Below are 26,419 nucleotides of genomic sequence, written 5' to 3'. Positions count from 1 at the left end.
TCAGGAGAGGCACTCATGCAATAACTGGATTTAGTATAACCACTCCCCATCTGCTGCCTACTCAATTAAGCGATACTACTGCGCTTTCTCGCTTCCTTATAAGATGTTCCCACATCCTGTAAACCGACTTTAATCATCTGTTGTTCCAAAAGAGCAAAAAAACGCAAGCGATCGCCACCTTTAATCACCGCTAAATTGTGCGCTTCCGCTAAGGCGATCGGATAACCATAACCTTTTAACACCTGGGCCAGTAAAATACTCAAAGAGCGATCGAGTAATTCTCGCTCCTCCACCACCCAAGCAGGAACCTCTACCCTAGCGATTTCCGTCCCCACATGGAGATAACAGAAGTAAATGCGATGTTCATCCCCATAAAGATCGAGTATTTTCAAAGAACTGCGCCAAAAAGGACTTCTTTGCCCTGGTTCCAATAAATAACCCCAGAGAGAAGCATCCCGGAGAGGATCGACAACGCGACAAGGGGTTTTTTCTGGGTCTAAATCACCGCAATTGATCAAGCAATTGGGAGTATCATGGGGACAAGATTGTAAACGCAGGAAATTTAAGCCTTCCGTGCTACGAGAAGCACTAATATAACCTATAAGCGGGATTTTAGCCGATCGCAAATCGTCCCAAGACTGAAAAATCGGTGGCAAAATTAAATCTTTTGCTTCTGGGGGGAGACTATCGATAAACCAATAGATCAAAGAACCATCCACGAGGGCTAAATTTGGTTCATAATGGGCGCCGGGGGGTTTTACCCAACGAGTAGCCATTTCCGCTAACATTTGGCTTTCTAATACCGTCCGACGATAACTCATCCACTCATCGACGCGAATACCCCACTGTTTAGAAATGTAGAGGTCTTCTGATTTGTAATAGACTTCGGGAATGCTATCGAGGAGCGGGTGCAAATTTTGACCATAGTGCAACATAATCCTACCGATATTAATTAGATAACAGTAGGCGATTTCGTGGTGGGAAGGGGCAATCTGGGAACCATCCGTGGCAAAAACGCTATGACTTTCGGGAGCGGGAAGGATAGTAACGCGGGTGTCGAGAGGTTCGATCGGTAGCGCGACAGAGAAAATTAGGCGATCGTGCCAGTTATGATAGAGTTCTAGCAGTTTTTCCTGTTGCTGTTGAGCTTGTTCCAAAAGAATTTTAGCCCGTTGCACTCGCTCGCGACTAGCTGTCACTTCCTGTTGAAAATGTTGACTGATTCCTGGCATTTTTGCCGCTAATCTCGCAAGATCGAGCATAGCTGTCCTCTCCCTGACTTTTTTTGATTTTATCGCAATTTTGTTTCTCTGATGCTAATTTTGTCAATTATTGCCAAATTTATCCTTAGTAATCTCCGCTTACAGCAGTTATCTTAATGGTGAGATAGGAAGTTTTCCTTTTGGGGAGTCGCTCGTCAATCCCAAAAAGGAATCTTGCGTATTTAGACAATATTTCTCCTTGAGATCATTACAGTTTTGATAAGAAATAATTTGCTCATGTTGCATTCTACCAACAATAATACCAGGGTGTATTCCTAGTTGTTCGGCAAATTGATTAATAGCTTTTCTATTCAGAGAATTATTGGCGATAAATCTCTGCCAATCTCTGGGATCAATTAAGAAATTAGCCGCAAAAACATCCGCCTCTTTTTCTTTAATTGTATCTTGAATATCTTGCCCCTCTAAAAATAAAGTTCGTTTCCCATGTAATAAAATATGACCAGCTTCATGAAAAAAAGAAAACCAAAAATGATCATTTGTTTTGTATCGATCGCTCAATTGAATTAAAGCTCTGTGAGAATCTAACCAACGGGTAGCACCGTGTACCCTTGTTTTCGGAAGTTCAGGGACAAAGGCTAAGGCAACCCCCGCTGCCGCACAAAGCTCGATCATTTGCGGTTGAAATACCTCGATAGACTTAATAGTTAACGAACGAATTTGTCGCAAGGCATCTCTGAATTTCAACTCGTTGTAATCAGCACAATTAATTTTCGATGCTTCTATTTCTCCTTGACGTAACCATGCTGTTATTGCCCCTCGATCGCTATCAAATGCTTGAGACTTTCTAAAATCAATCGATAAATTTCTCCCCCAAATCTCCTCCCATTGCTCAGGGGAGACAACGGCAAAAAAATTCAAGCTCTCTCGTAATTGCTCTATTTTATCCTCATCAAACTTGAGCCAGCCTAATTCAGTCATCTGCCGATAAGGAATTTGTTTTAACCAGCCTAAATAACCTTTTAATCTTTGATTCTCATTTTTTCTCGCTAAATATTCCCGATAAAGTCTTTCGCGCTCTATCCAGAAACTGGCGGGAGTTCCTAACACTAACTCTATCTGTAAGGCGGTATCGATAGTAATCTCCGCTTTACCTTTTATGATCTCATTGATAGTCTTTTTTGGTCTGCCCATGCGTTGGGCGAGTTCCGATTGAGACATATTTCTTTCTTCTAGGATTTCGGCAAGGGTTTCTCCCGGTGGAGAAATAAAATCCGGTGCATATCTGTTCTCAATAGTATTAGTCATGGGTGTCATCTATGCCAATAATTACGACTGCGGTTACTTTCTTCCAATCAATTCCCCCGTCTGCTTTTTGAGGAATCGGTATATTAGCTGGCTCAAAAATTAGTCTGAGGGGATGAACTAAATCTAAAGATAGTTGTCCAGCACGGTTATATAACAATTCGTGGCAACGTCCCGGCAGCGATCGCATTTCCTCCAGGACAATAACTGCTTTTAAGTCGTCGAGTCTTTGCCTGATTTTCTTAGCCATCTTCTCTCCATACTGTTTTTTCAGTAGTCTTTGGCTATTGCATTCGTTCTCAAATTTTTTTTCCTTAAATACAATATCCATTGTAGATGACCCTTGTAATATTGTTAACCTCAAAGGTTAACAATATTTTATGGCAGCACACCTGGGTTGCATCCAGTACAAACGCTCTAAATATATCGTTAAGAGCTAATAGTCTAGACACCAGTTCTGAAAATGAGGTTAGCTAGAGACAGCTTTTCAGACGTTGGCCGATTAATCAGGTGATAATTATCGCTAAAATCGCACTATCAAGCCAAAACAACGAAGCTGTAATTTTATCGCCTAATAACGCCCGAATTGAGTGCCGCCGCCGCCCAAGAAAAAGACAATCTCTAACATCTAAACCGGAGAAAAGCACAATCGCGGACTTGACAACAACAGCAACAATTTGCTATAATGACCTTTTGTCAACGATTTGACCTTCGGTAATAGGAGTTCAGAGTAACCTTAGATACAGCCCTATCATGCCCACCATTCAGCAATTAATACGCGACGAAAGATCCAAAGCGAAAAGAAAAACCAAATCTCCCGCCCTCAAACAATGCCCCCAACGTCGGGGAGTTTGTACAAGAGTATATACCACCACACCGAAAAAACCCAACTCAGCCCTACGGAAAGTGGCTAGGGTACGTTTGACCTCTGGATTTGAGGTGACAGCCTACATCCCGGGCATCGGTCATAACCTGCAAGAACACTCGGTCGTCCTGATTCGGGGCGGTCGGGTCAAAGATCTACCCGGAGTCAGATATCACATCATTCGCGGCACCCTCGATGCCACTGGGGTGAAAAACCGTCAAAAGGCGCGCTCTAAGTACGGAACCAAACGCCCCAAACCCGCCGCTAAATAAACAGGGAATTGATTAACCAAAAAAATACTCCCACCGAGTCGGTCAAAGTTAACCCAAGAGACTGAAAACTCGCAGGAGGGGGTTTGAGATGGGCTGTAATCATCCGACTGTCAAGCAAAAGTTAAAGTTAACCTAGAAAATTCAGGAATATTCCGATGTCTCGCCGTAAAAACGTCAAAAAACGTCCTATTCCCCCCGATCCCGTTTACAATAGCTGTTTAGTCAGCATGACCATCCGCCGGATCATGCGATCGGGCAAAAAATCCTTGGCCGCTAACATCGTTTACGATGCCCTGAAAACCGTCGGCGAACGTACCGGTCAAGAACCCCTAGAAGTATTTGAAAAAGCCGTTAAAAACGCCACTCCCCTAGTGGAAGTGAAAGCCCGCCGGGTCGGTGGAGCCACCTATCAAGTACCGATGGAAGTACGGAGCAATCGTGGTAGTACCTTGGCACTACGCTGGTTAGTCCATTATGCTCGGACTAGAGGCGGCAAAACCATGGCAGGTAAACTAGCTAACGAGATCATGGATGCGGCCAATGAAACCGGCGGCACGATCAAAAAACGGGAAGAAACCCACCGGATGGCAGAGGCAAACAAAGCCTTTGCCCACTATCGTTACTAAAAAGATACTTTAAGGGCGGTGGACTACACCGCTGCCGCCAAAAAACTGTCAAGAAAAGTATAGAATTGTAAATAGTGTAAAAAATCCTAGAACAAAATCCCATCACTGGCAAGCAAAGCAAGGAGGTTGCTGTGGCACGGACTATCCCGCTAGAGAGAGTGCGAAACATCGGAATCGCCGCTCATATAGACGCGGGCAAAACAACGACAACAGAAAGAATCCTGTTCTACACGGGAGTCGCTCATAAACTGGGCGAAGTCCACGACGGAACGGCAATTACCGACTGGATGGAACAGGAACGGGAGCGAGGAATCACCATCACCGCCGCCGCCATCAGTACCAGTTGGCAAGATCATCGCATCAACATCATTGACACCCCCGGCCACGTCGATTTCACCATTGAAGTGGAACGTTCCATGCGGGTACTCGATGGAGTGGTAGCGGTTTTCTGCTCTGTTGGTGGTGTACAACCCCAATCAGAAACCGTCTGGAGACAAGCCGATCGGTACAAAGTACCCCGGATTGCCTTTATCAACAAAATGGACAGAACGGGGGCGAACTTCTTCAAAGTTTACGAACAATTAAGAGATCGCCTCAGAACTAACGCCGTTCCCATCCAAATGCCGATCGGCGCGGAAAGCGAACTGAGCGGGATCGTTGATCTCGTCAAGATGCGCGCCTATATATATAAGGACGATCTAGGGAAAGACATAGAAGAAACCGACATTCCCGAAGACTTATTGGAAAAGGCCGAAGAATTCCGCGTGCAGCTGGTGGAAGCTGTAGCGGAAGCTGATGAAGAACTCCTAGAAAAATATCTAGAAGGTGAAGAACTCACCGAAGCCGAAATCAAACGCGGTCTCAGAGAAGGGACGATTGCTGGTACAATTGTTCCCGTCCTCTGCGGCTCGGCTTTCAAAAATAAAGGGGTACAACTGCTCCTCGATGCCGTCGTCGATTACCTACCCTCACCCTCGGAAGTAGCCGCCGTTAAAGGGATTCTTCCCGATGGCAGCGAGGCAATCCGGGAAGCCAAGGACGATGCGCCCTTCTCGGCCCTCGCCTTCAAAATCATGGCCGATCCCTTCGGTCGTTTAACCTTCCTACGGGTCTATTCCGGTGTGTTAGCCAAAGGCAGCTACGCCTACAACTCCACCAAAGGAACCAAAGAACGGATCGCTCGCCTGATCATCCTCAAATCCAACGAACGGATCGAAGTGGATGAACTGCGCGCCGGTGATCTAGGAGCGGCGATCGGGCTGAAAAACACCATTACCGGGGATACCCTCTGTGATGATAAGAACCCGATTATCCTAGAATCCCTCTTTATCCCCGAACCGGTTATCTCCGTGGCGGTGGAACCGAAAACCAAACAGGACATCGAGAAACTCAGCAAAGCTCTGCAAGCTCTCTCCGATGAAGATCCCACCTTCCGGGTCAAAGTTGATCCCGAAACCAATCAAACGGTAATCGCCGGGATGGGAGAACTGCACCTGGAAATTCTCGTCGATCGAATGCTCCGGGAATACAAAGTCGAAGCGACGGTGGGCGCTCCCCAGGTGGCCTATCGGGAAACTGTGCGGAAACCCGTGCGCGCTGAGGGTAAATTTATCCGTCAAAGTGGCGGTAAAGGGCAGTACGGCCACGTCGTCATCGAACTCGAACCGGGTGAACCGGGATCTGGCTTTGTCTTCGTCTCCAAAATTGTCGGTGGTGCTATCCCCAAAGAATACATCAGTCCGTCAGAACAAGGGATGAAAGAAGCTTGCGAATCGGGGATTGTAGCGGGTTATCCCGTCATCGACCTGAAAGCAACCCTTGTAGATGGTTCTTTCCACGATGTGGACTCCTCCGAGATGGCCTTTAAGATTGCCGGTTCCATGGCGATTAAGGAAGCGGTGATGAAAGCTACCCCCGTTCTCCTAGAACCGATGATGAAGGTCGAGGTGGAAGTACCCGAAGACTTCATCGGTAACGTCATCGGTGATCTTAACTCCCGTCGGGGACAAATCGAAGGTCAAGAAACCGAGACCGGCATCGCCAAAGTCTCCGCTAAAGTTCCCTTAGCGGAAATGTTTGGTTACGCCACTGATATTCGCTCCAAAACCCAGGGACGGGGCATCTTCACCATGGAATTTAGCCATTACGAAGAAGTCCCCCGCAACGTGGCCGAGACGATTATCACCAAAAGTAAAGGGAACGGCTAATCAGTGAGCAGTGAGCAGTGAGCAGTGAGAATAAACCGATCATTTAAATTCGAGCGGTCAACCCTAACAACTGCTAACTTAAAACTGATCTCTGGTGACTGATTACTGTTCACCCACCTGAAGAAGAAAAAAAACAAAGGAACAGAAAGTAAATGGCACGCGCTAAATTTGAACGGACGAAACCCCACGTTAACATCGGCACGATCGGTCACGTTGACCACGGCAAAACTACCCTCACCGCCGCTATCACTATGACCCTAGCGGCTCTGGGTAATGCCCAAGCTAAAAAATACGATGAAATCGATGCCGCTCCCGAAGAAAAAGCCCGCGGGATCACCATCAACACCGCTCACGTTGAGTACGAAACCGCCAGTCGCCACTATGCACACGTGGACTGCCCCGGCCACGCGGACTATGTAAAAAACATGATCACCGGTGCGGCACAGATGGACGGTGGTATTCTCGTGGTCTCGGCCGCCGATGGCCCGATGCCCCAAACCCGGGAACATATCCTGCTGGCTCGTCAGGTGGGTGTACCTAACCTCGTGGTCTTCCTCAACAAAAAAGATATGGTGGACGACGAGGAGTTACTGGAACTCGTAGAACTGGAAGTACGCGAACTTCTCACCAATTACGACTTCGCTGGCGACGATATCCCCATTATTGCCGGTTCTGCGAAAGAAGCCCTCGAGTACATGACCAAAAACCCCAAGGCCCAAAAAGGCGATAACGAGTGGGTGGACGCAATTTATGAATTAATGGAAGCGGTAGATAGCTATATCCCCACCCCTGAACGGGATATCGATAAACCCTTCCTGATGGCGGTAGAAGACGTATTCTCGATTACTGGTCGGGGGACGGTGGCTACCGGTCGGATCGAACGCGGTATTGTGAAAGTGGGTGATAACGTGGAATTGGTCGGGATCAGAGAAACTCGCCCCACCACCGTCACCGGGATTGAAATGTTCAAGAAAAGTCTTGACCAAGGGATGGCCGGTGACAACGCTGGTATCCTCCTGCGTGGTATCCAAAAAACCGACATCGAGCGCGGCATGGTGATCGCTAAACCGGGTACAATCAAACCCCACACCCAGTTTGAAGGTGAGGTGTATGTGTTAAGTAAAGAAGAGGGTGGTCGTCACACTCCTTTCTTTAAAAACTATCGTCCTCAGTTCTATGTACGGACAACTGACGTAACTGGCACTATCCAAGACTACACCGCCGATGATGGCAGCACTGTAGAAATGGTCATGCCGGGAGACCGGATCAAAATGACCGTGGAACTGATCAACCCGATCGCTATTGAACAGGGTATGCGCTTCGCTATTCGCGAAGGTGGTCGCACCATCGGTTCTGGCGTTATCTCGAAAATTATCAAGTAGGCTAATCTACTAATTAACGGGGCAGTGAATTTAAAAGCTGCTCCGTTACTGTCTTTATTTTGTACCTTGACAATTGCAATAGGTGAAATTATGGCTACGCTACAACAACAGAAAATTCGCATTCGTTTGAAAGCTTTTGACCGGCGCTTACTCGATACTTCCTGTGAGAAGATTGTCGATACTGCCAATAGAACTAACGCCACGGCCATCGGACCGATCCCCCTACCGACAAAAAGAAAGATTTATTGTGTCCTGCGTTCCCCTCACGTTGACAAGGACTCCCGTGAACATTTTGAAACCCGCACCCATCGCCGCATTATTGATATTTACCAACCCTCTTCTAAGACAATCGATGCTTTGATGAAATTAGATTTACCCGCAGGGGTTGATATTGAAGTTAAATTGTAAAAAATGTCAAAAAGATGTTATCGCTAACATCTTTTTTTCTTAGAGACTCTTTGTTATGGTGCTTCTCGTCTAGTTTTCGTGGGTGAGAATCGCTATTAGATACCCCAGCAGCCCATCAAGGTGGCGGTTGCTCTTTAAATAGGGTTGGCTGAATAAATCTAAAAACCTTGTTGGATAAGACTTTTAGACTTTTTTGACCTCAAAAAGTGCCAGCCATTGGAGGGATCGGGGCGAAAATTCCTGGACTTTTTCCCTGAAAATTAGGTAATTGACCGTCTGAAAATGGGTAAAACCCTACACCCCACACCCCACACCCCACACCCTGCCCCCACAAAAAACTTTTTCAGCAGACCCTAAATATTGATACTATTGGGTATGCGAGAGGGTTTCAGGAAAATATAAGGCGTAAATCGGGTTAAATTGCGCCGATCGATCTCATTTTCGATCGCTTTTAATTTAGCTTGGAAAACCGCCAAAATCGGGTAAGCACGTTGATCTGGGAAAGCACTTCGGGATGGATAACCAAAACGGTTAAATTGAAAAGCTGTTAAAGTCTGCATAATTTCCAATTGATAAGCGGCCTGGGCCTGGGGCGGCAAAAGACGGAGAATATAATCTATATCCACTTCCTCAGCTGCTTTGGGAGGGGATTGATAACCCGCTAGGGGAATATTGGGGCTAAAGGCGAGATAATCGTATTGAGGATAATTAACCGCCGCGTGTTGTGGTCCGGCCACAAAAATTATCTGGGTGACAACTTCGACTAATTTGGCTAAAGTGTCTAATTCTCCGTCAGAAACTAATTTTTTGATGCCTCCACCTTCAGATGACATCAATTTTCGCGCCCAAGCTTGTAATTCTGTATCCTCGTTTACGTCCGCGTCGGAAGTATAGTAAAGACTTAGGTAATCTTTGACGTAGGTTTCCGTTGCTTGCCAAAGTAAGAGAGCATCGTCTCGGTAGGGGTAATCTGGTAGTAGGGAGGTATCCTGGACCTGGCGCAATTCTAATTGCTTTGGTAGGGCATAATCGGCGAAATTATCCAATCTTTGACGATAGGAACTCTTAATTAGCTCGATAGATGCTTCTAGGGTCCCCGCTAATAGACGATCAACGAATCCGCCGGGGTTAATTAACTCGCTCTCGGCTAAACTATTAATAGCGAGGGTAAATTGAAAATGAGGTCTTAATAGAATTGCCAGAGGATGATTAAGTGCTAACTCGGTAGCTGTGGCTAAAACAAAAGCTTCCGCTACTAAATGGGTATGGCTGAGGTGACTAACTAATTCATGGTGATTTCCGTCGGCAATTTGCACGAAAATTTTCGCCATTAACCAATTAAGTCCGTCATCGGGGGTATAGATGCGCTGATTAGGTAGGGTCGGATCCTGATACAATTGAATGGCAACTGGTACTAATCCCCCTTGACCCCGTAAACCTCTAGCACGCCAACAGAAAAGGACAAGAGGTGCTGTCACAGTTTTCATACCCCTTTGATAACTGCCTAAAGTTAGGTGGTGTAGGGGGGCATAATCTGCTAGAAATAAGTTACCCTTAGCGGCTTCCGAGGCAATGGTTTTATCGGGTCCCATAGCTTTTTGGAAGATAGCATCGCTGACGGGAAAATTATTTGGTAAGCTGCTAATCCCGCGGATTACCATGGGATTTGCTCCCGCTAATCTTTGGTAGGCAAAACTTGTGTTAGATTGCCAAGTTTTAATGCTTGTGGGTTGGGGAAGGATGGGAAAAAGTTCTTCGTAATCTTCTAATTTGTCAAAGGGATCGAAGATATTTTCTACCCTTGTGGCGACTCCATTGGCAATTAAAGCACTGAAACCTTTACCCCGCATTACTTGATAGGAAATAGAAAAGTTTTCGTGGGTAGGTAAATCTTTGACGAGGGTGATACCATTAACGGAATCATAAATGTACACTTGTTTTTGTCGTCTTAATAGATCTTGTCTTTTGACTGGATCAGGATCATTTTTGGGTAGCGATGGTGTCAGCAAAGTAACTCCTTGTCTAAAAAATTAGAACTTAAAAATTGTGGTCTTTTTCCTGGCACTAATAGGCTAGTCAAAGTAAAGAATTACCTCCAACAAAAGGGTCTTTTGAGGTAAATTACCGGCTAGATATAGTGTCACCCATTATATACAGCTAGAACTGGGTTAGATTCCCGAAATATTGCATCGGTTTGTAAAACTTAATATATTAATTCTCGCACCTATGAGGTGCAAAGTTGCTGGTTTGAGGTTGGGGAGATTTTATCAGTAAACAGTAATCAGTGAACTGAAAACTCCCATCTGATAACTGATAACTGATTGCTAAACCGTTTGTAGGGGAAAACCTAAAGCTTCCCGTTGCTGTAAATACAATTGAGCAACCTGTCGAGCTAAATTGCGAATTCTGCCGATATAACGGGTTCTTTCAGCTACAGCAATCACACCTCTAGCATCGAGTAAATTAAAAGTATGGGAACATTTGAGAACATAATCTAGACTGGGAATCACCAGAGAGCGATCGATTAATTGTTTAGCTTCCTGTTCATATAAACTGAATAAACTAAATAATAACTCAGGATTGGAAGCCTCAAAATTGTAGGTACATTGTTCGATTTCATTTTGCAGAAAAATATCACCGTAGAGGATATTTTCATTCCATTGAATTTTATTAATTGCCTCTACATCTTGCAGATACATGGCTAATCTTTCTAAACCGTAGGTAATTTCGATCGCCACGGGACGACAATCGATACCTCCACACTGTTGAAAGTAAGTAAACTGAGTGATTTCCATACCATCTAACCACACTTCCCAACCCACACCCCAAGCGCCGAGGGTGGGAGATTCCCAGTTATCTTCCACGAAGCGAATATCGTGATCTTCTGGGTTAATTCCTAACACCCGCAGGGAGTCTAAATAGATTTCCTGAATATTATCAGGAGAGGGTTTAATTAGGACTTGATATTGATAGTAATGCTGAAAACGATTGGGATTTTCGCCATAACGGCCATCCGTTGGACGACGACAGGGTTCCACATAGGCAACGGCCCAAGGTTCCGGACCAATTGCCCTTAAAAAAGTGTGGGGACTCATGGTTCCCGCACCTTTTTCGGTATCATAGGGTTGAGCAACTAAACAACCGCGATCAGCCCAAAATTCATTTAATTTAGCGATAACAGCTTGGAAAGTTAGAGACATGGGAAAAAGTAAAAAAGCAGATTAGGGGTTGGGGAAGTGGGGTGTAGGGTGTGGGGTGTAGGGTGTAGGGTGTGGGGTGTGGGGAGATGGGGGGTTGGGGAGAAAAAAGCTGCCGACTGTCTCCTGTCTCCTGTCTCCTGTCTCCTGTCTCCTGACGGTTAAAGTCATTGACTTACTTTTAACTGCAAGCGAAAGTGAACGGGGGTAGAAGATTGGGGGAGAATAACTAATTCATAAAATCCCTCTTCGGGTAATTGACCAGACCATTGCCGATCGCTAGACTTGTCTAAAAGGGTAATATTACCCGTGGGAGAGTAGAAAGATAGTAAAACTTCGCCTTCCGTCTCTAAATTTAAGTCTAACCGATTACTGGAACGCAATTTTATTGCATAGGCTTTTCCTTGTCCCTCGCTGAGAATTGCCTCGATCACTTCCTCTCCCCCCGCGTCTAAACTTTCGATCGCTTGGTAGGATAGGCCAGACTGTAAAGATTGTAACTGATTCCAGGCCAAACCACTCCATAGTTGACCTAAGCCGCTATCAAAATTTGGTCTTTCTGTCAATTCGGGAAATAGCTGAAAAAAAGCAGTATCAGTGAGTAAATTAAGGACTATACTGCTTAAACGTAACTGATTCACTTGTTCTCGCCATTTTTCTCGCTGTTGCTCGTCGTAGCTACCTAATGCTTCTCTAGTGCCAGAATCGAGACGGTCTAAGCGATCGAGGATTTCTGCTGCTAAAATATCTCTTTGTTCCTGTTTCTGTTTTTCCTCTTTGATATCCCCATAGCGGAGGTTAAACAATTCATTGACGAGATTTTTAAAAAACTGACCATCAATTCCCAACTCTAGACGGCGCTTTCTCATCTCGGCTTTCCGTTGCCATGCCGGATCTGTGGCAGAATTAAAATTATTTTCCTCCGTGGCAAAAACGGGTTTAACGGTTTCGGGTTGATTGCTGTGTTTAACCCACTGTTTACCGATTAACCAGCCTATTGCCGCCGATAGTAACATCAATAGGCAAAAAATAGCGATCCTGCCGGAACAGCCGAGAAAAACGGGCGATTTATTCCGAGAATTGGCGGCCATTGTCTCCTTAGACGATTTGGGGTTTTGATCTGTAAAGATGAGATTAACACAAATAATAGGCTAAGACGCATTTTAAGTGCCTATCCTTAGATTAGCTGAATCTCCCCCAATCCCTTTACTATCGCCTCTTGTCTCATCTCAACAAGCAGTTTAAACACAAGGACAGCTTATCTCAATATTAGCCGCCACAATAATATCTCTGCGGGGTCGAGCAGTTAGGTAGCCTAAGATACTGGTTTCAATATAGACGGTTTCGCTCACGGCCATAAGAAAAAATCTATCCGACCTCCATCATACCCTATTTAATTGTCGTCAACCCAACCTTGCATCTTCATCGGCTCGCGTCCTGTAGGACTGCTCCCAAAAAGGCAAAAGCTCCCCAGGACGCACCCTAGAAAATCTCAAAAAAAAAATCGACCCGCCGCTAGGCGGGAAAAAGAGAAAAAGGGAAAAAAGGGAAAAAAGGGAAAAAAGGGAAAAAAGGGAAAAAGGGTTACAGAGTCCTCCCAGCACCGCACGCAACCCGAAAACCGCGGCTGTAGTTGTCGTAGGAGGGGAGGTTCCTGCTGCGGATGGCAGAACGACAGTAATCAGGTGCTTTGTAGCTGTTCCAAGAACCGCCGCGCAGACACTTGAGATGAGAACGATTATCATTATTGATAGGCCACGCAGATCCATCCTTTGGCGCTCCGATATAGTTATCGTGCCAATCGTCTTCGCACCATTCCCAAACATTGCCAATCATGTCATAGAGTCCCCAAGCATTGGGTTTTTTCTGTCCCACAGGATGAGTTTTACTCTGAGAATTTGCGCTATACCAAGCGTAATCTCCTAGCTGATTAGCATCATCACCGAAATAATAGCGAGTAGTAGTCCCCGCACGACAAGCATATTCCCATTCCGCTTCCGTCGGTAGGCGATAGGTTTTCCCGGTTATTTGACTCAATTTCCGACAAAAGGCTTGAGCATCGTTCCAACTAACATTTTCTACCGGATTTTGGGGATTGTTTTTAAAGTGAGAGGGATTGGTTCCCATTACTGCTTGATATTGTGCCTGAGTGACAGGATATTTACCAATCGCAAAACTGTTGACTTTAACTTGGTGTGGAGGCTTTTCCCAATCCCTAGCATCGGGATCACTGTCAGGAGATCCCATGATAAATTCACCTGCTGGTAAGCTCACCATCTCCAGTGTGACTCGATTGGGTAGTTTTTCGGTAAATAGAGTAGGTGAAGCAATTAGGGGTATTGGTGAAACAGGCTTTTTGACTGCTGCCGGTGCTGGTGGAGGTGACGGGGGAGAAGTCCATCCCACAGGTTGTAAGGCATTTAAAACCTGTTGTGCTGTCCATCTTTGTTTTCTATCTTTTTGCAAACACCCTTCAATAATCTGTTTAAACTCTTTCGGTAAACTTGGGATTTGTAGCTCACAATTCATCACCTTCGCCATTAACTGGTTAATATCATTATTAAACTTATAGGGAAGTTGATTAGTCGTCATTTCGATTAACATAATACCTAATGACCACAGATCCCAAGCTGAGGAAATATCCCCCCTAAAGGCTTCGGGAGGCATATAAATAATTGTACCGCTATTGTGGACGGTTTGAGTGTGGCTTTTGTTATTTAAAGTTCTAATTAAGCCAAAATCTGCTAACTTGTATTGTTGATTAACCTTGAGGATATTACCCGGTTTTAAATCTCGATGGACTTTATTTTGTCCATGAAGATAATTTAAACCCTGGGCGATTTGAGCAGTAATATTTTTAATCTCATCCGATGATAAACCGCCTTTGGCGATGTGATTTTCTAGGCTACCCTGTGCCAATTCCATCACTAAATAAAGCATCTCCGTATTGAGAAAAGTAAATTCCCCCACTGAATAAGCTTTAATTAAATTAGAATGTTCTAACTTTCTGGCATTTTGTAACTCAATTAATTTATCATCGCTACTTTCGGGAATAACTTTAACAGCAACTTCTTGAACCGATGTATTTCTGACCATTTCACTAGCATGAAATACACCCCCAAAACCACCCGCACCGAGAAACTTATTAAGACGATAAGGCCCTATTTGTTGCCCTTCCAACATCTTCATCATTTGGTCCAGCATAATAATAACTCCTGAATTAAGTAGGTAGGCGTTAAAAATTAGACCTCTTGCATAATTTTTTTATGGTATAATATAAGGTTTTGCTTTTTTCTCAATTCTTAGATTGAAGTGGAAAAAAGAATAAAATGTGATCTTAGGTCAGGAAATCATCTATAATTTTGCTATGTTTATTAGCAAAATTATGGATTATCAAAACTTATCAGATGAACAATTCAAACGCCGTTTCGGTGTGTATAAACAAACATATAGAAAGATGGTAGAATCAGTAAAAAGTGTTGAAGCCGACTCTAATTCACCATCTAAAAGGGGACCGAAACCTAAACTATCTATAGAAGAACAAGTTTTAGTAACGTTAGAATATTGGCGAGAATATAGAACATATTTTCACATTGGTACAAGCTGGGAACTATCAGAATCAACTATATGTCGGATTGTAAATAAGACGGAAAAAATGCTTTTACAATCGGGAAACTTCCGTTTAAAAGGAAAAAAAGCTTTACTCAATCAAGCAGAGATACCGGTCATAACGGTAATGGATGTAACGGAAACTCCCATTGAACGCCCCCAAAAGAAACAGAAAGATTTTTTGGGGGGTAAAAGAGGTTATCATACTTTAAAATCCCAATTAGTAGCTGATCAAAATACAAAGGAAATTATCTGTGTCTTTTGTGGGAAAGGTAGAGGTCATGATTTTAGTTTATTTAAAAAAAGTCGAGTTCGTTTTCATCCTTTAACTACCAGCATAGAAGACAGTGGTTATCAGGGAATAGCTGCATACCATAGTAATAGTTATACACCGAAAAAGAAATCGAAAAATAGAAAATTAACAGAGTTACAAAAAGAGTATAACAAGGCTTTAGCCAAAGAAAGGATTATCATTGAACCTATAAATAGGAAACTCAAAATCTTTAAAATCTTATCCTGTAAATATCGGAATCGTCGTCGAAGATATAGTTTAAGAGTTAACTTGTTGGCGGCTATTTATAACTGTGAGTTAGGGATAGGTATAGCAGCTTCTTAAAAGTTGCCTAAAGATTAATCAAGTCAAGGAGAATTTATTCTCAATTTTTATAATTGAGATAGTTTGTGCCGCTTAAATAAAGAGGTTTTGATAACCAAATTAAAGCAGCTCTAAAGAGTTTTGAGTTAAAAGTTAAACTTCAAGTTTTCATTCAGGACTAATGTACTGGTTAACTAATTTTTTGGGGAAAATTAGTTAACCCATCATTATAACATATAATTAATTTGCAAGAGTTCTATTATCAAATGCCCCCTTATTAAGGGGGATCCCCCCGCCTATCGGCACCCCCCTTATCAAGGGGGATCCCCCCGCCTATCGGCACCCCCCTTATCAAGGGGGATCCCCCCGCCTATCGGCACCCCCCTTATCAAGGGGGGCAGGGGGGATCGAACCTAAAATCCATTTTTAATTTAATCCCACATTCCGCACCCTAAGTGTCACAACGTCTCAAAAGAGGAAGGGGCGCGAGTCAAAATACTTATCTAGAGGAGTGAGTTGGCGGCAAGCTGCCGGCAACTAAGCCGAAAATTTCAGAGTTCCCCCGGTCATTCTCAATAAACAGTGCTTGTTGAGAATGACTAGGCAATCAGACTTAACATCTAGGGGGAGATGTTCCAGTTGCTCGCTTTGTTTTGTCACCCCTTGAAGTCAATCCATCTGGTCAAGATAAGAGATAATATTCCTGGCAAGGTTTGGGGAAAAATCTCAAAATGTTGCGCCTCTCATCCGTTAAGTTGCTAATCTTTTGATTGTCTTGAATACGGACGAGATGAATCCCTTGAAAGCACTGAAATATCCAGCGTAACGTCGGTCGGTCAGTTAACTTACCCAACGGATTTTTCAGTCCCGTCTCCTGCTGTTTTAAACTTAAACGAAGTTGTCTTTGACCAATAGTATAAACCAGCAGGCACAAGCCCATGAGCATGGCCATGACCTCGATTCTATGGGGAGATTTGAGAAAGACACTGTGGGCAAAAAAGCAGGGGTCTTTGAGAAAAGAAAATCCTCTTTCCGGAGCTTGTTGCCCTTTATATTTTTTGAGTATATCCTCACTGCTTAATCGTTTTTTCTCCAAATCGTTAGTTGCTAAAACGAATCGTCCTGCTCGTTTCTTTAGCCTCTCAATGGCGGTCAAATTCAACTCTAATTTGGCTTGAACTTGATAGCTTTGAGAGGGTAAATCGTCTTTTGATTTGAGTTTTGACCCCTGGGACTCAGGCGGAATGAGATTGACTTTAATCTCCGTTAACTGATGAGATTTTAAGGAGTCAGATAATCCTTTGGCTATCGCCAACGCCACCGCTCTATTCTCAAATTCTCTTCGGGATAGTTGCCGGATTTTTTCTTGGGCAGAATTCTTTTCCTGCTCGATTTTTTTCTCTAATTTTTTCAAGTCTGATTCTTGTCTAGCTTGACTTTCAACTAGCAACCATCTTTGTTCTATACCCCCATAGTTAGAGCTTGTTTCCCGCCAGGAATAACCCGGTATTTCTGAATCGGTTAACTCTTTTTCTGAGATGCTATCGACTAACTCTTGAGCCTCTTTAATGCTTAATGGTACTCGAGACAACCAACGCATTTCTTTCATTAGTTTTAAATTCTCTTTGCTATAGAGGGCGCTATCGCCGACTATTAAACTGTCAAAGTCAACTTGTTTTTGAAATTCTCGGGCGATTTGACCAAAAACCGCTTTGTCCGCTTCATTTCCGTCCCCTACTTTCAGGAATAAAGGTACATCTCCATCCCCACTTACGATTAAGTCAATCATAAATTGTTTTAAGTCAGGTCGTCGGTCGCGGGAGTATCCGTAGGTAATTTTTATTGGCTGTTGTCCGGTTTCAATTTCTTCTCCCACTGCTCCTGATTTCAGGATTTCTACTGTTGGGTATTCCTTTTTATATTCTCCTTCTACTGATAGAGAAGTCGAATCTAAATGGGAGTTCTCGGTTGCTACACCAAATTTTTTCACGGCGGCTAAACTAATCAGTAGGAAAATGACCGAAACATTAAGTTGATAAAGTTTGTCCATTACTCGACCAATTTTATCATCATTCAGGTGTTTTGGTTCGATGCCCTCTCCCAGCAGATGTTCGGTTGCTTTATCTTCAAAAAATTGAGGAAATAAATACAAGGCTCGGGAGACAAATCCCAATCCATTCAGGATAATTGCTTTCACGACTTGCCCAGCTGTGACAATTTCTCCTCGCTCAATTGAGACTTGTTCGTTGATAATTTCAACGATTCCTATTTCATCGATAATTCCGGCTACTAATCCCAGATGGTCTAGATTTTTGACTTCAATTTCTGTTGATTGATTCATGGTCGAACAGTCCACTCGCCTCAGTTTTCCAACAATTCCTATTTTTTCATAATTAGGGGTCTCAAGCTCCCCCTAACGGCCACCGAGAAAACCTTCACCAGATAAGTATTTTTACTCAAGTCTCTGGAGGGGGACAGCTTATGTGACAGTTGAGGGTGCGGAATGTGGGTTTAATTATAACCAGCTACTTAGCCAATTTGTCCGTTCAAACATTGTCATTAGTTAGACCCTGTTGCAACGTTTGTCCCTCTATTTTAACCTAGGCTTTCAGCTTTGCTGTCAGTGGGGAATAATGCTCACCCTATTTGCCTAAAAATATTAAGAGATGTAACTATTTATGCCTAACCTAGAAAGTGATTACTCAACAGGGGTGAGATCAGGATAGTCTAGATCGAGCAGTCCGATAGATGTTTAGTTAAATTCCTACTTCAGATATGTCCGTTTCTAGTCCTCCTCGTTCCCTGCGTATCGGTTCGCGTAAAAGTCAGTTAGCCCTAGTACAAACCTATTGGGTACAGGCAGAATTGAGTAAACACCACCCCCATCGACAGTTTGAGGTGGAGACGATGAGTACCCAAGGCGATAAAATTCTCGATGTGGCCCTAGCGAAAATCGGTGATAAGGGTTTATTTACCAAAGAACTAGAAGTGGGAATGTTGGATAGATCGATCGATCTTGCCGTCCATTCTCTCAAGGATCTGCCCACTAATTTGCCCGAAGGCTTAATCTTGGGTTGCGTCACGGAAAGAGTTAATCCGGCCGATGCTTTGGTGGTAAATAGCCAAAATCAAGACTATCAATTAGACACTTTACCGGAAGGTGCGGTGGTGGGGACTTCTTCCCTGCGGCGATTGGCCCAGTTGCGTTACCATTATCCCCATCTGACTTTTAAAGATGTGCGCGGCAATGTCAACACCCGTCTGGCAAAACTGGACGCGGGAGAATACGACGCGATTATTCTGGCAGTAGCGGGATTGGAAAGGTTAGGATTAGGCGATCGAGTTCATCAGGTTATTCCGGCGGAGATTTCTCTCCATGCGGTGGGACAGGGGGCTTTAGGGATAGAATGCCGCGATGCTGATCCGGAGGTTTTGGAAGTCCTAAAAGTGTTGGAACACGCCCCTAGCCGCGATAGATGCTATGCTGAACGCGCTTTTTTACGGGAGTTGGAGGGGGGCTGTCAAGTTCCCATCGGAGTGAATACGGCGATCGAGGATGGTATCCTAACTTTAACGGGTATGGTGGCTAGTCTCGACGGTAAGCGCCTGATTAAGGACTCGGTTAGCGGTGATCCTAGCCATGGGGAAGTCTTAGGACGAGATTTAGCCCATAAAGTGCGCGAGGCTGGTGCTGGAGAGATTTTAGCCCAGATTTTCGCTGAAGTGGGCCGATAATCAGTGATCAGTGATCAGTTATAAACTGATTATTTATTCTCCCCTTTGCATGAGTGCCTCTCCTCATAACTAGCCTATACTCAACGGATTTAGTATCACTGTCGAGTCAAGAGGCAAAAATACAAATAAAGCGAGAACTGTCGCCCTTGCAGTTCCCGCTCTATTATTGTTGTATTGTTGGAGTATCTAATCCCCGAATATTGAGTTAAATTAGTACAAATCTTCTTCTTTGTGGGTGACGATCACACAGTCAGAAGTAGGATAGGCAACACAGGTGAGGACATAATGCGCTTCAATTTGATCGTCATCTAAGAAGGATTGCTCGGATTGATCAACGCTACCGGATTCGATTTTACCAGCGCAAGCAGAACAAGCACCAGCACGGCAAGAAGAAGGTAAATCTAATCCTTTTTCTTCCGCTACCTCGAGAATATATTCATTATCGGGAACATCAATTGTATAATCGCCATCGGGTGTTTTCAGGGTGACTTTATAAGTGGTTGTCTTTATTTTCTTTGCCATAGGTTGTTCCTCAGTCTCACAATCCCTTCTCTCCCCGTTTAGACTGAACGGGTCGAATGAGTTTCCTTTTTGATACTACGGGAAAATTTACCCGGCTCAACTTACCATTAGTAATGACAGCCTTAAATAAACTTAAAATAATATTTACTTATCTCTTGAGTAAATAACTCCCGATAGTTGTGGTTGACATCCTCGCCGCCGTAAAACGGACGGCGATTCCCAAACCTCACGATTTAGGTTTCTGCTTGGGGTCCCGAAGGATTTTTCGCACCTGCCTTAACAGATTTACTCTGTTCTGGTCTTATGGTCGCTCTACAGACTGACACCGCAAGCCCTGCGGCCAAAATATTTTTACTGGCGTTAATATCTCGGTCATGGTGAGTCCCACAGTCTGGACAGTCCCATTCTCGAATATTTAACGGCATTTTCTCAGCAATATACCCGCAATTACTGCACCGTTTAGAACTAGGAAACCATCTATCTATTTCGATGTAATTTCTTCCATACCAACGGCATTTATAGGCTAATTGTCGGGTGATTTCTCCCCAGCTTACATCAGATATTGCCTGAGATAATTTCGGGTTTTTGACCATATTCTTGACGGCTAAATTCTCAACCACAATCGTTTGGTTTTCACGAACTAATTGAGTGGTTAGCTTATGTAAATGGTCTTTTCTACTATCCGTGATTTGAGCGTGAATTCTGGCTACTTTGATTCTTGCCTTTTCTCGATTCTTTGAGCCTTTCTGTTTTCTAGAAAGGCTTTTTTGGGCCTTTCGCAGTCTCCGATAATGCTTGTTAAAATGCTTGGGATTAGACACTTTATCGCCATCGCTGGTAATCACGAGGCTACTAATTCCTAAGTCAATTCCGATGGCTTTATCTGTTACTGGTAATGGCTTAATCGTTGGGTCATCAAATCTAATTGAAATATGCCAACGTCCTGAGGGATGTAATCTGACTGTTACTGTGCTTGGTTCACAGCTTTCTGGTATTTGTCTTGACCATCGAATAGGTAAGGGTTCTGTGCATTTAGCTAAATAGACTTGTCTGTCTTTAAATTTAAAAGCAGACTTGGTAAATTCGGCACTTCCTCCTTGATGTTTTTTCTTAAAGTTAGGATACTTAGTACGACCAGCAAAGAAATTAGTGAAAGCTGTTTGTAGGTGTCTTAACCCTTGTTGTAAAGGTACACAGCTTACTTCGTTTAAAAAGTCTAATTCTTCTTGTTTTTTCCAATCGGTCAACATTGAAGAAGCTTGAGCGTAGCCTACTCTTTCTTGCTTTTCGTACCATGCTTGTGTTCGTTCGTGGAGAGCTTTATTGTAAACTAATCTTACACAGCCCAAAGTGCGCCGCAATAGCGACTCTTGTTCTGGTGTTGGGTAAAATCGGTAAGAATAGGCTTTTTCCATGTCTCATATTTTAGCATATATTTCGTAAACGATGCTCATATTTAACAGCAAAGCCAACCTAAAACGGCGGGGTTTCAGACCCAAAATTTTCGATGAATCGTCAAATAATTTCATCAATCTTTAGGTAATAAGTGGTCGGACAACATTAAAGTTTTTTAGCCATCAGCTGGAAAAGCTAAAAGTCAAGAGTTGGGAGTGGGCGAGATGCAGAAGAAAAAAGCTTAATCCCGCAAAAAAGCGAGGGGATAACTCATATTCTCAGCAAATCCCAAGATACCTCGATCGCGATGCCCATAGAGTAAATTTCCTTGACTATCAAATAAAAAAGTCCCTCCCCGTTGGGTGAGATAACTACTATCGGGGACATAGGTTGACCAATTGCCCAAAACTTGACTCATATTACGAAGTCTCAGGGTGGCTAATTCAAAAGGTCGCTGAAAACCTTGACCCCCAGCAAGATTGAATAGGGAACCCCGGAAAGGTGGTAAAGGCCGCGCTTGAATTGTTTCCTCCTCGGCAATTAATTGGGGGGCTTTGCGATCGCCAAGATAACCCCGCAGCACTTCGGCCAGAGTCCCCGGACTACCCACACCCGCACACATAAAAATTAGATTTAACCAAGCATTTTGCCCGGGAGAAAACCCAGGTAATTTTAGCGATAAACCGCGATAAAGTCCTAATAAATTATGTAATTCGGCTTTGGGGTCAACAAACAGCCAATCTTGCCGAAATTTCGTATATTCAGCGAATTTTAACCCTGAATTGCGATCGCCGATACCGATGGCACGAATGGTTATCCCGGCATTTTGCCAAAGGGCTGCCTCTTTTTCTAACCACCAAGCGTATTCGAGACTATCAAAATCTCCCAATTGCGGCCAAACAAGAATTAAAAGACGTTTATAATCGGCACAATCGCTTAAAATTGGCACTATTTGCCCATCGCTGACCCTTTGGCGTTGAATTGTTGAAAATATTTCATAGCTGCTGCTCATCTGTAAATTTCTCCTAATAAAACCGCTGCTTTTGCCCCCGTGACTTGCGGTAAATTACCGGGGAAATTGTGCCAGCGCCAATAGGCCAAGAGGGCAAAAGCGATCGCTTCTTTAAAATCGCTATTTAATCCTACCTCATCGGTGGTCAAAAGCTTGACATTTGACCCCAAATGTGCTAGGAGTCGTTGGCGCAGGTAGGCATTACGAGCGCCACCACCGCAGAGCAGCACTTCCGCGGGCATTTCTGGCAAAAAGGTTTGATAGCTGTGGGCGATCGAAATGGCGGTTAAATCGGTTAAACTAGCCAACCAGTCGGCATCACTGAGGCAATAAGCTTGGGCATCCTCGCGCAATTGGGCTAGATAGGCGGGGCTAAATAACTCTCTGCCAGTGGATTTAGGGGGATATTGTTGAAAATAAGGCTCCTGTAGCCATTTATGAACTAATTCGGAGCAGGGTTGACCCTGGGCCGACCATTGACCGTTATGGTCGTAGGTTTGTTGTCCTTGGCTCAAAAATTGTACGGCCAAATCGATGAGGACGTTGCCCGGTCCAGTATCCCAACCGAAAATTTTTTGCTGCCAATTTTCCCTTTGTCGGGGGGGTAGATAGGTTAAATTGCCAATACCGCCGATATTTTGGACGCAGCGGGTTTTAGTGGGGTGAGAAAGCAGATAAGCGTCAATTTTCGGCACTAGGGGCGCACCGTGACCAGCTTGGGCGATATCGGCAGCGCGAAAATTACTAATGGTGGGAATACGGGTAATTTTTGCGATCGCTGCTCCCCGTCCTAATTGTACCGTGTAACCGAGGCGATCGTTTGCGGGGGGTCGATGAAAAACGGTTTGACCGTGACTGCCGATTAATTGGGCTTTTGGGGCTTCTTTTTGGATATTTAAAGCGGCTTGGGCGAATTCTGCGGCGATGTTATCATCTAAGCTGGCTAAAGCTTCAATAGATAGCTTTTCTCCCCCACAGACTTGTAAAATTGTCTCGCGTAATCGGGGGGAATAGGGATAGGTTTCTCCAGCTAATAACTGCACCTGTGGAGATTCCACTGTACCGCTAATCTCCACTAAAGCGGTATCGATACCATCCACCGATGTGCCACTCATTAAACCGATAACTAACAAGTTTTTTCCCTCAAGTGTCGATTGTTGATTATTTTATCTTGAATGTCGGGGTGAAGACCCTCGCGCTTAGCGACGGGATGAAACCCCGACCAGTATAAAACAGCGAAGCACGACATTTCGACACATTTCGACACATTTCGAGGGGCTTCGATGTAAGAGCTTCGATGTCAACTAAAATCTTGACAATCCGATGCTCTACAGGTTAACTTAAAATAAGTTGTTTGAGGTCGATAAACAATGATTGTCTTAGAAATGAAAGCCGTGGTCAAACCAAGTCAGTGTTCTGCCATTGATGAAGCTATTCGTACAGTACAATTCATCAGAAACAAAGCATTAAGGCTTTGGATGGATGCCAAGAGAGAAGACAAAATCGATAAATATTCTCTCAATAAATATTGTGCAGTTCTCGCCAAACAGTTCAAGTTTGTCGATACTCTAAATTCTACTGCTAGACAAGCATCGGCCGAACGAGCTTGGTCAGCTATTGCTCGTTTCTATGACAATTGTAAGAAAAAGGTTAAAGGTAAAAAAGGTTATCCCAAGTTTCAGAAAAATAATCGTTCTGTGGAATATAAAAACTCTGGGTGGAAACTATCTGATGATAGAAAGAAAATAACTTTCACAGATAAGAAAAACATTGGCACGGTTAAACTGAAAGGAACCAGAGACTTAAACTTTTACCCTCTAGACCAAATTAAACGAGTTAGGATTGTTAAACGAGCAGATGGTTATTATGTCCAATTCTGTCTAAGCGTTGATATTCGGGAATATGCTAAACCCCTAGAACCGACTAAAAGATGTGTAGGATTGGATGTAGGTTTAAAAGTTTTCTACGCTAATAGTGATGGGGAAACGGTAGAAATACCGCAATACTATCGCCAAGCAGAAAAAAGATTAAACCGACTGAATCGGAAGAAATCTAAAAAGTTTAGAAAAGGTCAACCCCAATCAAACAACTACCAAAAGGCTAGAAAGAGGTATGCTAGAAAGCATTTAAGAGTAAGTAGGCAACGTAAAGGCTTTGTCGAAAAAGAGGCATTGCGCGTCATTAAATCTAACGATTTCATCGCTTACGAAAACTTAAATGTTCAAGGCATGGTAAAAAACTCTAAACTAGCTAAATCTATTAATGATGTGGCTTGGTCTATTTTTCGACAATGGTTAGAATATTTTGGATTTAAATATGGTAAGGTTACGGTAGCAGTACCACCCCATAACACGAGTCAAAATTGCTCTAATTGTGGTCAAAAAGTCCCTAAATCTCTATCTACGAGAACCCATATTTGTACCCATTGTGGCTATGTAGAAGATAGAGATATTAACGCCGCTATCAACATTCTCAAAAAGGGACTAAGTACCGTGGGACACACGGAAACTAATACGCTTGGGGAGAGATTCCCTCTGGTTTGGTTGGATACGTCCTGCCAGATTAAGGAAACTCAGTGAACCAAGAATCCCTCGCTTTTAGCGATGGGAGTGTCAACCCCCTCCGACAATAGTAACAATTTCTAATTTATCCCCCTCCTTGATTTCCGTGTTTTCCCAATACTGACGATGGAGGATTTCCCCGTTATATTCCACCGCAACTAACCGAGGATTCATGCCCAAATTTTCTAACATTTGCGGTAGTTTAGTTGCGGGTAAACAGGTTTGAGTTTTGCCGTTAATTTGCAAGGTTATTTCTGACATGGATTTGGATAGGAACAAATGAATTAATCGGAGTATTCAGGAGACAGGAGACAGGAGACAGGAGACAGGAGACAGGAGACAGGAGACAGGAGACAGGAGACAGGAGACAGGAGACAGGAGATTATTTTTATTTATTCTTTCCACACCCTACACCCCACACCCTACACCCCACACCCTACAACCCACACCCTACTTTAATTGGTCTAATAATTGTTGTGTCACCACATCGGGGTGCTGCGCTTCCATGATGGCCCGGACTACAGCTACCTGTTGCGCTCCTGCCTCTAAAACCTCTTTAATGTTACTACTATCAATACCACCGATCGCAAACCAGGGTAAAGGGCAATTTTCCCGCGCATAACGGACATATTCCAATCCTGCCGGGGTTTTTCCTGCTTTGGTGGGGGTGGCATAAACCGGCCCGACTCCCACATAATCGGCCTTTTCTTGGATTGCTTTGGCCATCTCTTGGGGATTAGTGGTGGACCGGCCGATAATTGCCGTTGGGCCGAGAAATTGCCGCGCTAGGGAAATCGGTACATCCTGTTGACCGAGATGAACACCATCGGCATGAATGGCCTGAGCAATATCGACGCGATCGTTCATAATAAACAAAGCATCGTAACGGTGGCATAACTCACACAGTTTAGCGGCTTCTTCTAAACGAATGGTATCAGCGGCGGTTTTATGGCGGTACTGCACCAATTTTAACCCCCCTTTTAGGGCTAATTCGACGATTTCTAGCAGATTTTCGGCAGGAGAAGTGACTAGATAGAGGGGAGATGCTTGCAGTTTTTCCAGAGGTGGCGAGATTAATAGTTTACTCTCTAGCTGATAAACCCGATAGCGCAGCTGTTTACAGGCTATCCCTAGCTCCAGATCATAGAGTTTACCGTATTCTTCTAAAACCCTAAAAGCCTCCTGTACGCGAGCGAGATTGGCCTGCAGCAGTCCCTCGACAGTCTCCCGGATTTCTTCCCTCGGATGGCTTAAATCCCTGCCGATATCGCCGGCCGTGTCCCGATGTCGTTTAAGATCGATCGAGTGCCAACTAGCTAATTGATGGCGCATTTCCTTACATTCTTGGGCTAAATCGGGATTATCTAAGCCAAAACGACACCATTCTTCGATAATTCGCAGTCCTTCTCTGGCGCGGTCAAGGTTAGCATCGAGAATCCGTTTAATCGCCGTGGTTTCTAGTTTCATTTGCCGTCAATGTGGATGTCAATATAGCCGTCAGCCAATTT

23 protein-coding genes and 1 pseudogene are annotated in these 26,419 nt (G+C 44.0%); 8 read left to right on the top strand and 16 right to left on the bottom strand.

Annotation, left to right across the window (positions count from 1 at the left end; all coding sequences use genetic code 11):
• Positions 1-65: 65 nt before the first annotated feature.
• The 3 genes from MAE_RS18585 to MAE_RS18575 all read right to left on the bottom strand — a co-directional run bounded on the left by MAE_RS18585 (position 66) and on the right by MAE_RS18575 (position 2,856).
• The gene (locus MAE_RS18585) at positions 66-1,262 is read right to left on the bottom strand and encodes a DNA double-strand break repair nuclease NurA (RefSeq protein WP_012266941.1); all 1,197 of its coding nucleotides are present in this window, start codon (positions 1,260-1,262) and stop codon (positions 66-68) included.
• Between the two features lie 108 nt (positions 1,263-1,370).
• Positions 1,371-2,528, bottom strand: a complete 1,158-nt coding sequence (locus MAE_RS18580) for a HigA family addiction module antitoxin (RefSeq protein ID WP_041804211.1) — start codon at positions 2,526-2,528, stop codon at positions 1,371-1,373.
• Positions 2,521-2,856, bottom strand: coding sequence for a type II toxin-antitoxin system RelE/ParE family toxin (locus tag MAE_RS18575; RefSeq protein WP_002758830.1), 336 nt, complete (start codon positions 2,854-2,856; stop codon positions 2,521-2,523). Before MAE_RS18575 ends, MAE_RS18580 begins: the two co-directional genes overlap by 8 nt.
• Before the next feature lie 422 nt (positions 2,857-3,278).
• Here MAE_RS18575 and rpsL point away from each other — a divergent pair, with 422 nt between their 5' ends.
• The 5 genes from rpsL to rpsJ all read left to right on the top strand — a co-directional run bounded on the left by rpsL (position 3,279) and on the right by rpsJ (position 8,285).
• Positions 3,279-3,662 carry a 30S ribosomal protein S12 gene (gene rpsL, locus MAE_RS18570; protein ID WP_002740176.1) on the top strand — a complete coding sequence of 128 codons (384 nt, stop codon included), beginning with the start codon at positions 3,279-3,281 and terminating at the stop codon, positions 3,660-3,662.
• 155 nt (positions 3,663-3,817) lie between these two features.
• The gene (rpsG, locus tag MAE_RS18565) at positions 3,818-4,288 is read left to right on the top strand and encodes a 30S ribosomal protein S7 (RefSeq protein ID WP_002758831.1); all 471 of its coding nucleotides are present in this window, start codon (positions 3,818-3,820) and stop codon (positions 4,286-4,288) included.
• A gap of 131 nt (positions 4,289-4,419) precedes the next feature.
• On the top strand, positions 4,420-6,495 hold the full coding sequence (gene fusA, locus MAE_RS18560; protein WP_041804210.1) for an elongation factor G: 2,076 nt from the start codon (positions 4,420-4,422) through the stop codon (positions 6,493-6,495).
• A 152-nt stretch (positions 6,496-6,647) separates the two neighbouring features.
• A complete protein-coding gene (gene tuf / locus MAE_RS18555; protein ID WP_004162845.1) occupies positions 6,648-7,877 on the top strand; it encodes an elongation factor Tu in 1,230 nt (409 codons plus the stop codon).
• Positions 7,878-7,967: 90 nt separating this feature from the next.
• Positions 7,968-8,285 (top strand): 30S ribosomal protein S10, encoded by a 318-nt coding sequence (gene rpsJ, locus MAE_RS18550; protein WP_002800099.1) that lies wholly within the window; start codon positions 7,968-7,970, stop codon positions 8,283-8,285.
• Positions 8,286-8,484: 199 nt separating this feature from the next.
• Here the strand turns inward: rpsJ and MAE_RS35835 are convergent, their stop codons facing one another.
• The 6 genes and pseudogenes from MAE_RS35835 to MAE_RS18530 form a co-directional block, all read right to left on the bottom strand.
• A complete protein-coding gene (locus MAE_RS35835; protein ID WP_269453993.1) occupies positions 8,485-8,619 on the bottom strand; it encodes a hypothetical protein in 135 nt (44 codons plus the stop codon).
• A gap of 19 nt (positions 8,620-8,638) precedes the next feature.
• Positions 8,639-10,294, bottom strand: a complete 1,656-nt coding sequence (locus tag MAE_RS18545; protein ID WP_041804209.1) for a lipoxygenase family protein — start codon at positions 10,292-10,294, stop codon at positions 8,639-8,641.
• A gap of 315 nt (positions 10,295-10,609) precedes the next feature.
• Positions 10,610-11,485: a glycine--tRNA ligase subunit alpha gene (glyQ, locus tag MAE_RS18540; protein ID WP_004162850.1), complete on the bottom strand. Its 876-nt coding sequence runs from the start codon at positions 11,483-11,485 to the stop codon at positions 10,610-10,612.
• A gap of 164 nt (positions 11,486-11,649) precedes the next feature.
• The gene (locus tag MAE_RS18535; protein WP_041804208.1) at positions 11,650-12,573 is read right to left on the bottom strand and encodes a hypothetical protein; all 924 of its coding nucleotides are present in this window, start codon (positions 12,571-12,573) and stop codon (positions 11,650-11,652) included.
• 165 nt (positions 12,574-12,738) lie between these two features.
• Positions 12,739-12,834: pseudogene (locus MAE_RS35230) on the bottom strand (DNA-binding protein); the annotation flags it as partial.
• Between the two features lie 232 nt (positions 12,835-13,066).
• Positions 13,067-14,686 (bottom strand): SUMF1/EgtB/PvdO family nonheme iron enzyme, encoded by a 1,620-nt coding sequence (locus tag MAE_RS18530; RefSeq protein WP_041804207.1) that lies wholly within the window; start codon positions 14,684-14,686, stop codon positions 13,067-13,069.
• 163 nt (positions 14,687-14,849) lie between these two features.
• On the opposite strand from MAE_RS18530, the gene MAE_RS18525 reads away from it, so the two are divergent.
• Positions 14,850-15,707 carry an IS5-like element ISMae4 family transposase gene (locus MAE_RS18525; RefSeq protein WP_012266934.1) on the top strand — a complete coding sequence of 286 codons (858 nt, stop codon included), beginning with the start codon at positions 14,850-14,852 and terminating at the stop codon, positions 15,705-15,707.
• Positions 15,708-16,368: 661 nt separating this feature from the next.
• On the opposite strand, the gene MAE_RS18520 is transcribed toward MAE_RS18525, so the two are convergent.
• On the bottom strand, positions 16,369-18,027 hold the full coding sequence (locus MAE_RS18520) for an IS1634 family transposase (RefSeq protein WP_012266933.1): 1,659 nt from the start codon (positions 18,025-18,027) through the stop codon (positions 16,369-16,371).
• A gap of 434 nt (positions 18,028-18,461) precedes the next feature.
• Here MAE_RS18520 and hemC point away from each other — a divergent pair, with 434 nt between their 5' ends.
• Positions 18,462-19,421 (top strand): hydroxymethylbilane synthase, encoded by a 960-nt coding sequence (gene hemC, locus MAE_RS18515; RefSeq protein WP_012266932.1) that lies wholly within the window; start codon positions 18,462-18,464, stop codon positions 19,419-19,421.
• Positions 19,422-19,631: 210 nt separating this feature from the next.
• Here the strand turns inward: hemC and MAE_RS18510 are convergent, their stop codons facing one another.
• The 4 genes from MAE_RS18510 to MAE_RS18495 all read right to left on the bottom strand — a co-directional run bounded on the left by MAE_RS18510 (position 19,632) and on the right by MAE_RS18495 (position 23,483).
• Positions 19,632-19,943 (bottom strand): ferredoxin, encoded by a 312-nt coding sequence (locus MAE_RS18510; RefSeq protein WP_012266930.1) that lies wholly within the window; start codon positions 19,941-19,943, stop codon positions 19,632-19,634.
• A gap of 233 nt (positions 19,944-20,176) precedes the next feature.
• Positions 20,177-21,358 carry an RNA-guided endonuclease InsQ/TnpB family protein gene (locus tag MAE_RS18505; protein ID WP_012266929.1) on the bottom strand — a complete coding sequence of 394 codons (1,182 nt, stop codon included), beginning with the start codon at positions 21,356-21,358 and terminating at the stop codon, positions 20,177-20,179.
• Between the two features lie 221 nt (positions 21,359-21,579).
• Positions 21,580-22,350, bottom strand: a complete 771-nt coding sequence (locus tag MAE_RS18500; RefSeq protein WP_012266928.1) for a peroxiredoxin-like family protein — start codon at positions 22,348-22,350, stop codon at positions 21,580-21,582.
• Positions 22,347-23,483, bottom strand: coding sequence for an anhydro-N-acetylmuramic acid kinase (locus MAE_RS18495; protein WP_012266927.1), 1,137 nt, complete (start codon positions 23,481-23,483; stop codon positions 22,347-22,349). Before MAE_RS18495 ends, MAE_RS18500 begins: the two co-directional genes overlap by 4 nt.
• Positions 23,484-23,720: 237 nt before the next feature.
• On the opposite strand from MAE_RS18495, the gene MAE_RS18490 reads away from it, so the two are divergent.
• On the top strand, positions 23,721-24,929 hold the full coding sequence (locus MAE_RS18490) for an RNA-guided endonuclease InsQ/TnpB family protein (RefSeq protein WP_012266926.1): 1,209 nt from the start codon (positions 23,721-23,723) through the stop codon (positions 24,927-24,929).
• Positions 24,930-24,962: 33 nt separating this feature from the next.
• Here MAE_RS18490 and thiS read toward each other — a convergent pair whose 3' ends face one another.
• Together thiS and MAE_RS18480 are read right to left on the bottom strand one after the other, a co-directional pair.
• A complete protein-coding gene (gene thiS / locus MAE_RS18485; protein ID WP_002751314.1) occupies positions 24,963-25,172 on the bottom strand; it encodes a sulfur carrier protein ThiS in 210 nt (69 codons plus the stop codon).
• 189 nt (positions 25,173-25,361) lie between these two features.
• On the bottom strand, positions 25,362-26,378 hold the full coding sequence (locus MAE_RS18480) for a thiamine phosphate synthase (RefSeq protein ID WP_012266925.1): 1,017 nt from the start codon (positions 26,376-26,378) through the stop codon (positions 25,362-25,364).
• Positions 26,379-26,419: the final 41 nt, after the last annotated feature.

This window comes from Microcystis aeruginosa NIES-843 (assembly GCF_000010625.1).
GTDB classification, from domain to species: Bacteria; Cyanobacteriota; Cyanobacteriia; order Cyanobacteriales; family Microcystaceae; genus Microcystis; species Microcystis aeruginosa.
The sequence above is the reverse complement of the archived record's forward strand: the minus strand, read 5'-3'. Positions and strand labels throughout refer to the sequence as shown.

Coding starts and splice junctions, on each gene's coding strand:
- hemC (WP_012266932.1), top strand. CDS start 18,462: ATGTCCGTTTCTAGTCCTCCTCGTTCCCTGCGTATCGGTTCGCGTAAA.
- MAE_RS18575 (WP_002758830.1), bottom strand. CDS start 2,856: ATGGATATTGTATTTAAGGAAAAAAAATTTGAGAACGAATGCAATAGC.
- MAE_RS18535 (WP_041804208.1), bottom strand. CDS start 12,573: ATGGCCGCCAATTCTCGGAATAAATCGCCCGTTTTTCTCGGCTGTTCC.
- MAE_RS18585 (WP_012266941.1), bottom strand. CDS start 1,262: ATGCTCGATCTTGCGAGATTAGCGGCAAAAATGCCAGGAATCAGTCAA.
- MAE_RS18530 (WP_041804207.1), bottom strand. CDS start 14,686: ATGCTGGACCAAATGATGAAGATGTTGGAAGGGCAACAAATAGGGCCT.
- MAE_RS18490 (WP_012266926.1), top strand. CDS start 23,721: ATGATTGTCTTAGAAATGAAAGCCGTGGTCAAACCAAGTCAGTGTTCT.
- MAE_RS18525 (WP_012266934.1), top strand. CDS start 14,850: ATGTTTATTAGCAAAATTATGGATTATCAAAACTTATCAGATGAACAA.
- rpsJ (WP_002800099.1), top strand. CDS start 7,968: ATGGCTACGCTACAACAACAGAAAATTCGCATTCGTTTGAAAGCTTTT.
- MAE_RS18580 (WP_041804211.1), bottom strand. CDS start 2,528: ATGACTAATACTATTGAGAACAGATATGCACCGGATTTTATTTCTCCA.
- rpsG (WP_002758831.1), top strand. CDS start 3,818: ATGTCTCGCCGTAAAAACGTCAAAAAACGTCCTATTCCCCCCGATCCC.
- MAE_RS18505 (WP_012266929.1), bottom strand. CDS start 21,358: ATGGAAAAAGCCTATTCTTACCGATTTTACCCAACACCAGAACAAGAG.
- rpsL (WP_002740176.1), top strand. CDS start 3,279: ATGCCCACCATTCAGCAATTAATACGCGACGAAAGATCCAAAGCGAAA.
- MAE_RS18520 (WP_012266933.1), bottom strand. CDS start 18,027: ATGAATCAATCAACAGAAATTGAAGTCAAAAATCTAGACCATCTGGGA.
- MAE_RS18480 (WP_012266925.1), bottom strand. CDS start 26,378: ATGAAACTAGAAACCACGGCGATTAAACGGATTCTCGATGCTAACCTT.
- glyQ (WP_004162850.1), bottom strand. CDS start 11,485: ATGTCTCTAACTTTCCAAGCTGTTATCGCTAAATTAAATGAATTTTGG.
- thiS (WP_002751314.1), bottom strand. CDS start 25,172: ATGTCAGAAATAACCTTGCAAATTAACGGCAAAACTCAAACCTGTTTA.
- MAE_RS18510 (WP_012266930.1), bottom strand. CDS start 19,943: ATGGCAAAGAAAATAAAGACAACCACTTATAAAGTCACCCTGAAAACA.
- MAE_RS18500 (WP_012266928.1), bottom strand. CDS start 22,350: ATGAGCAGCAGCTATGAAATATTTTCAACAATTCAACGCCAAAGGGTC.
- tuf (WP_004162845.1), top strand. CDS start 6,648: ATGGCACGCGCTAAATTTGAACGGACGAAACCCCACGTTAACATCGGC.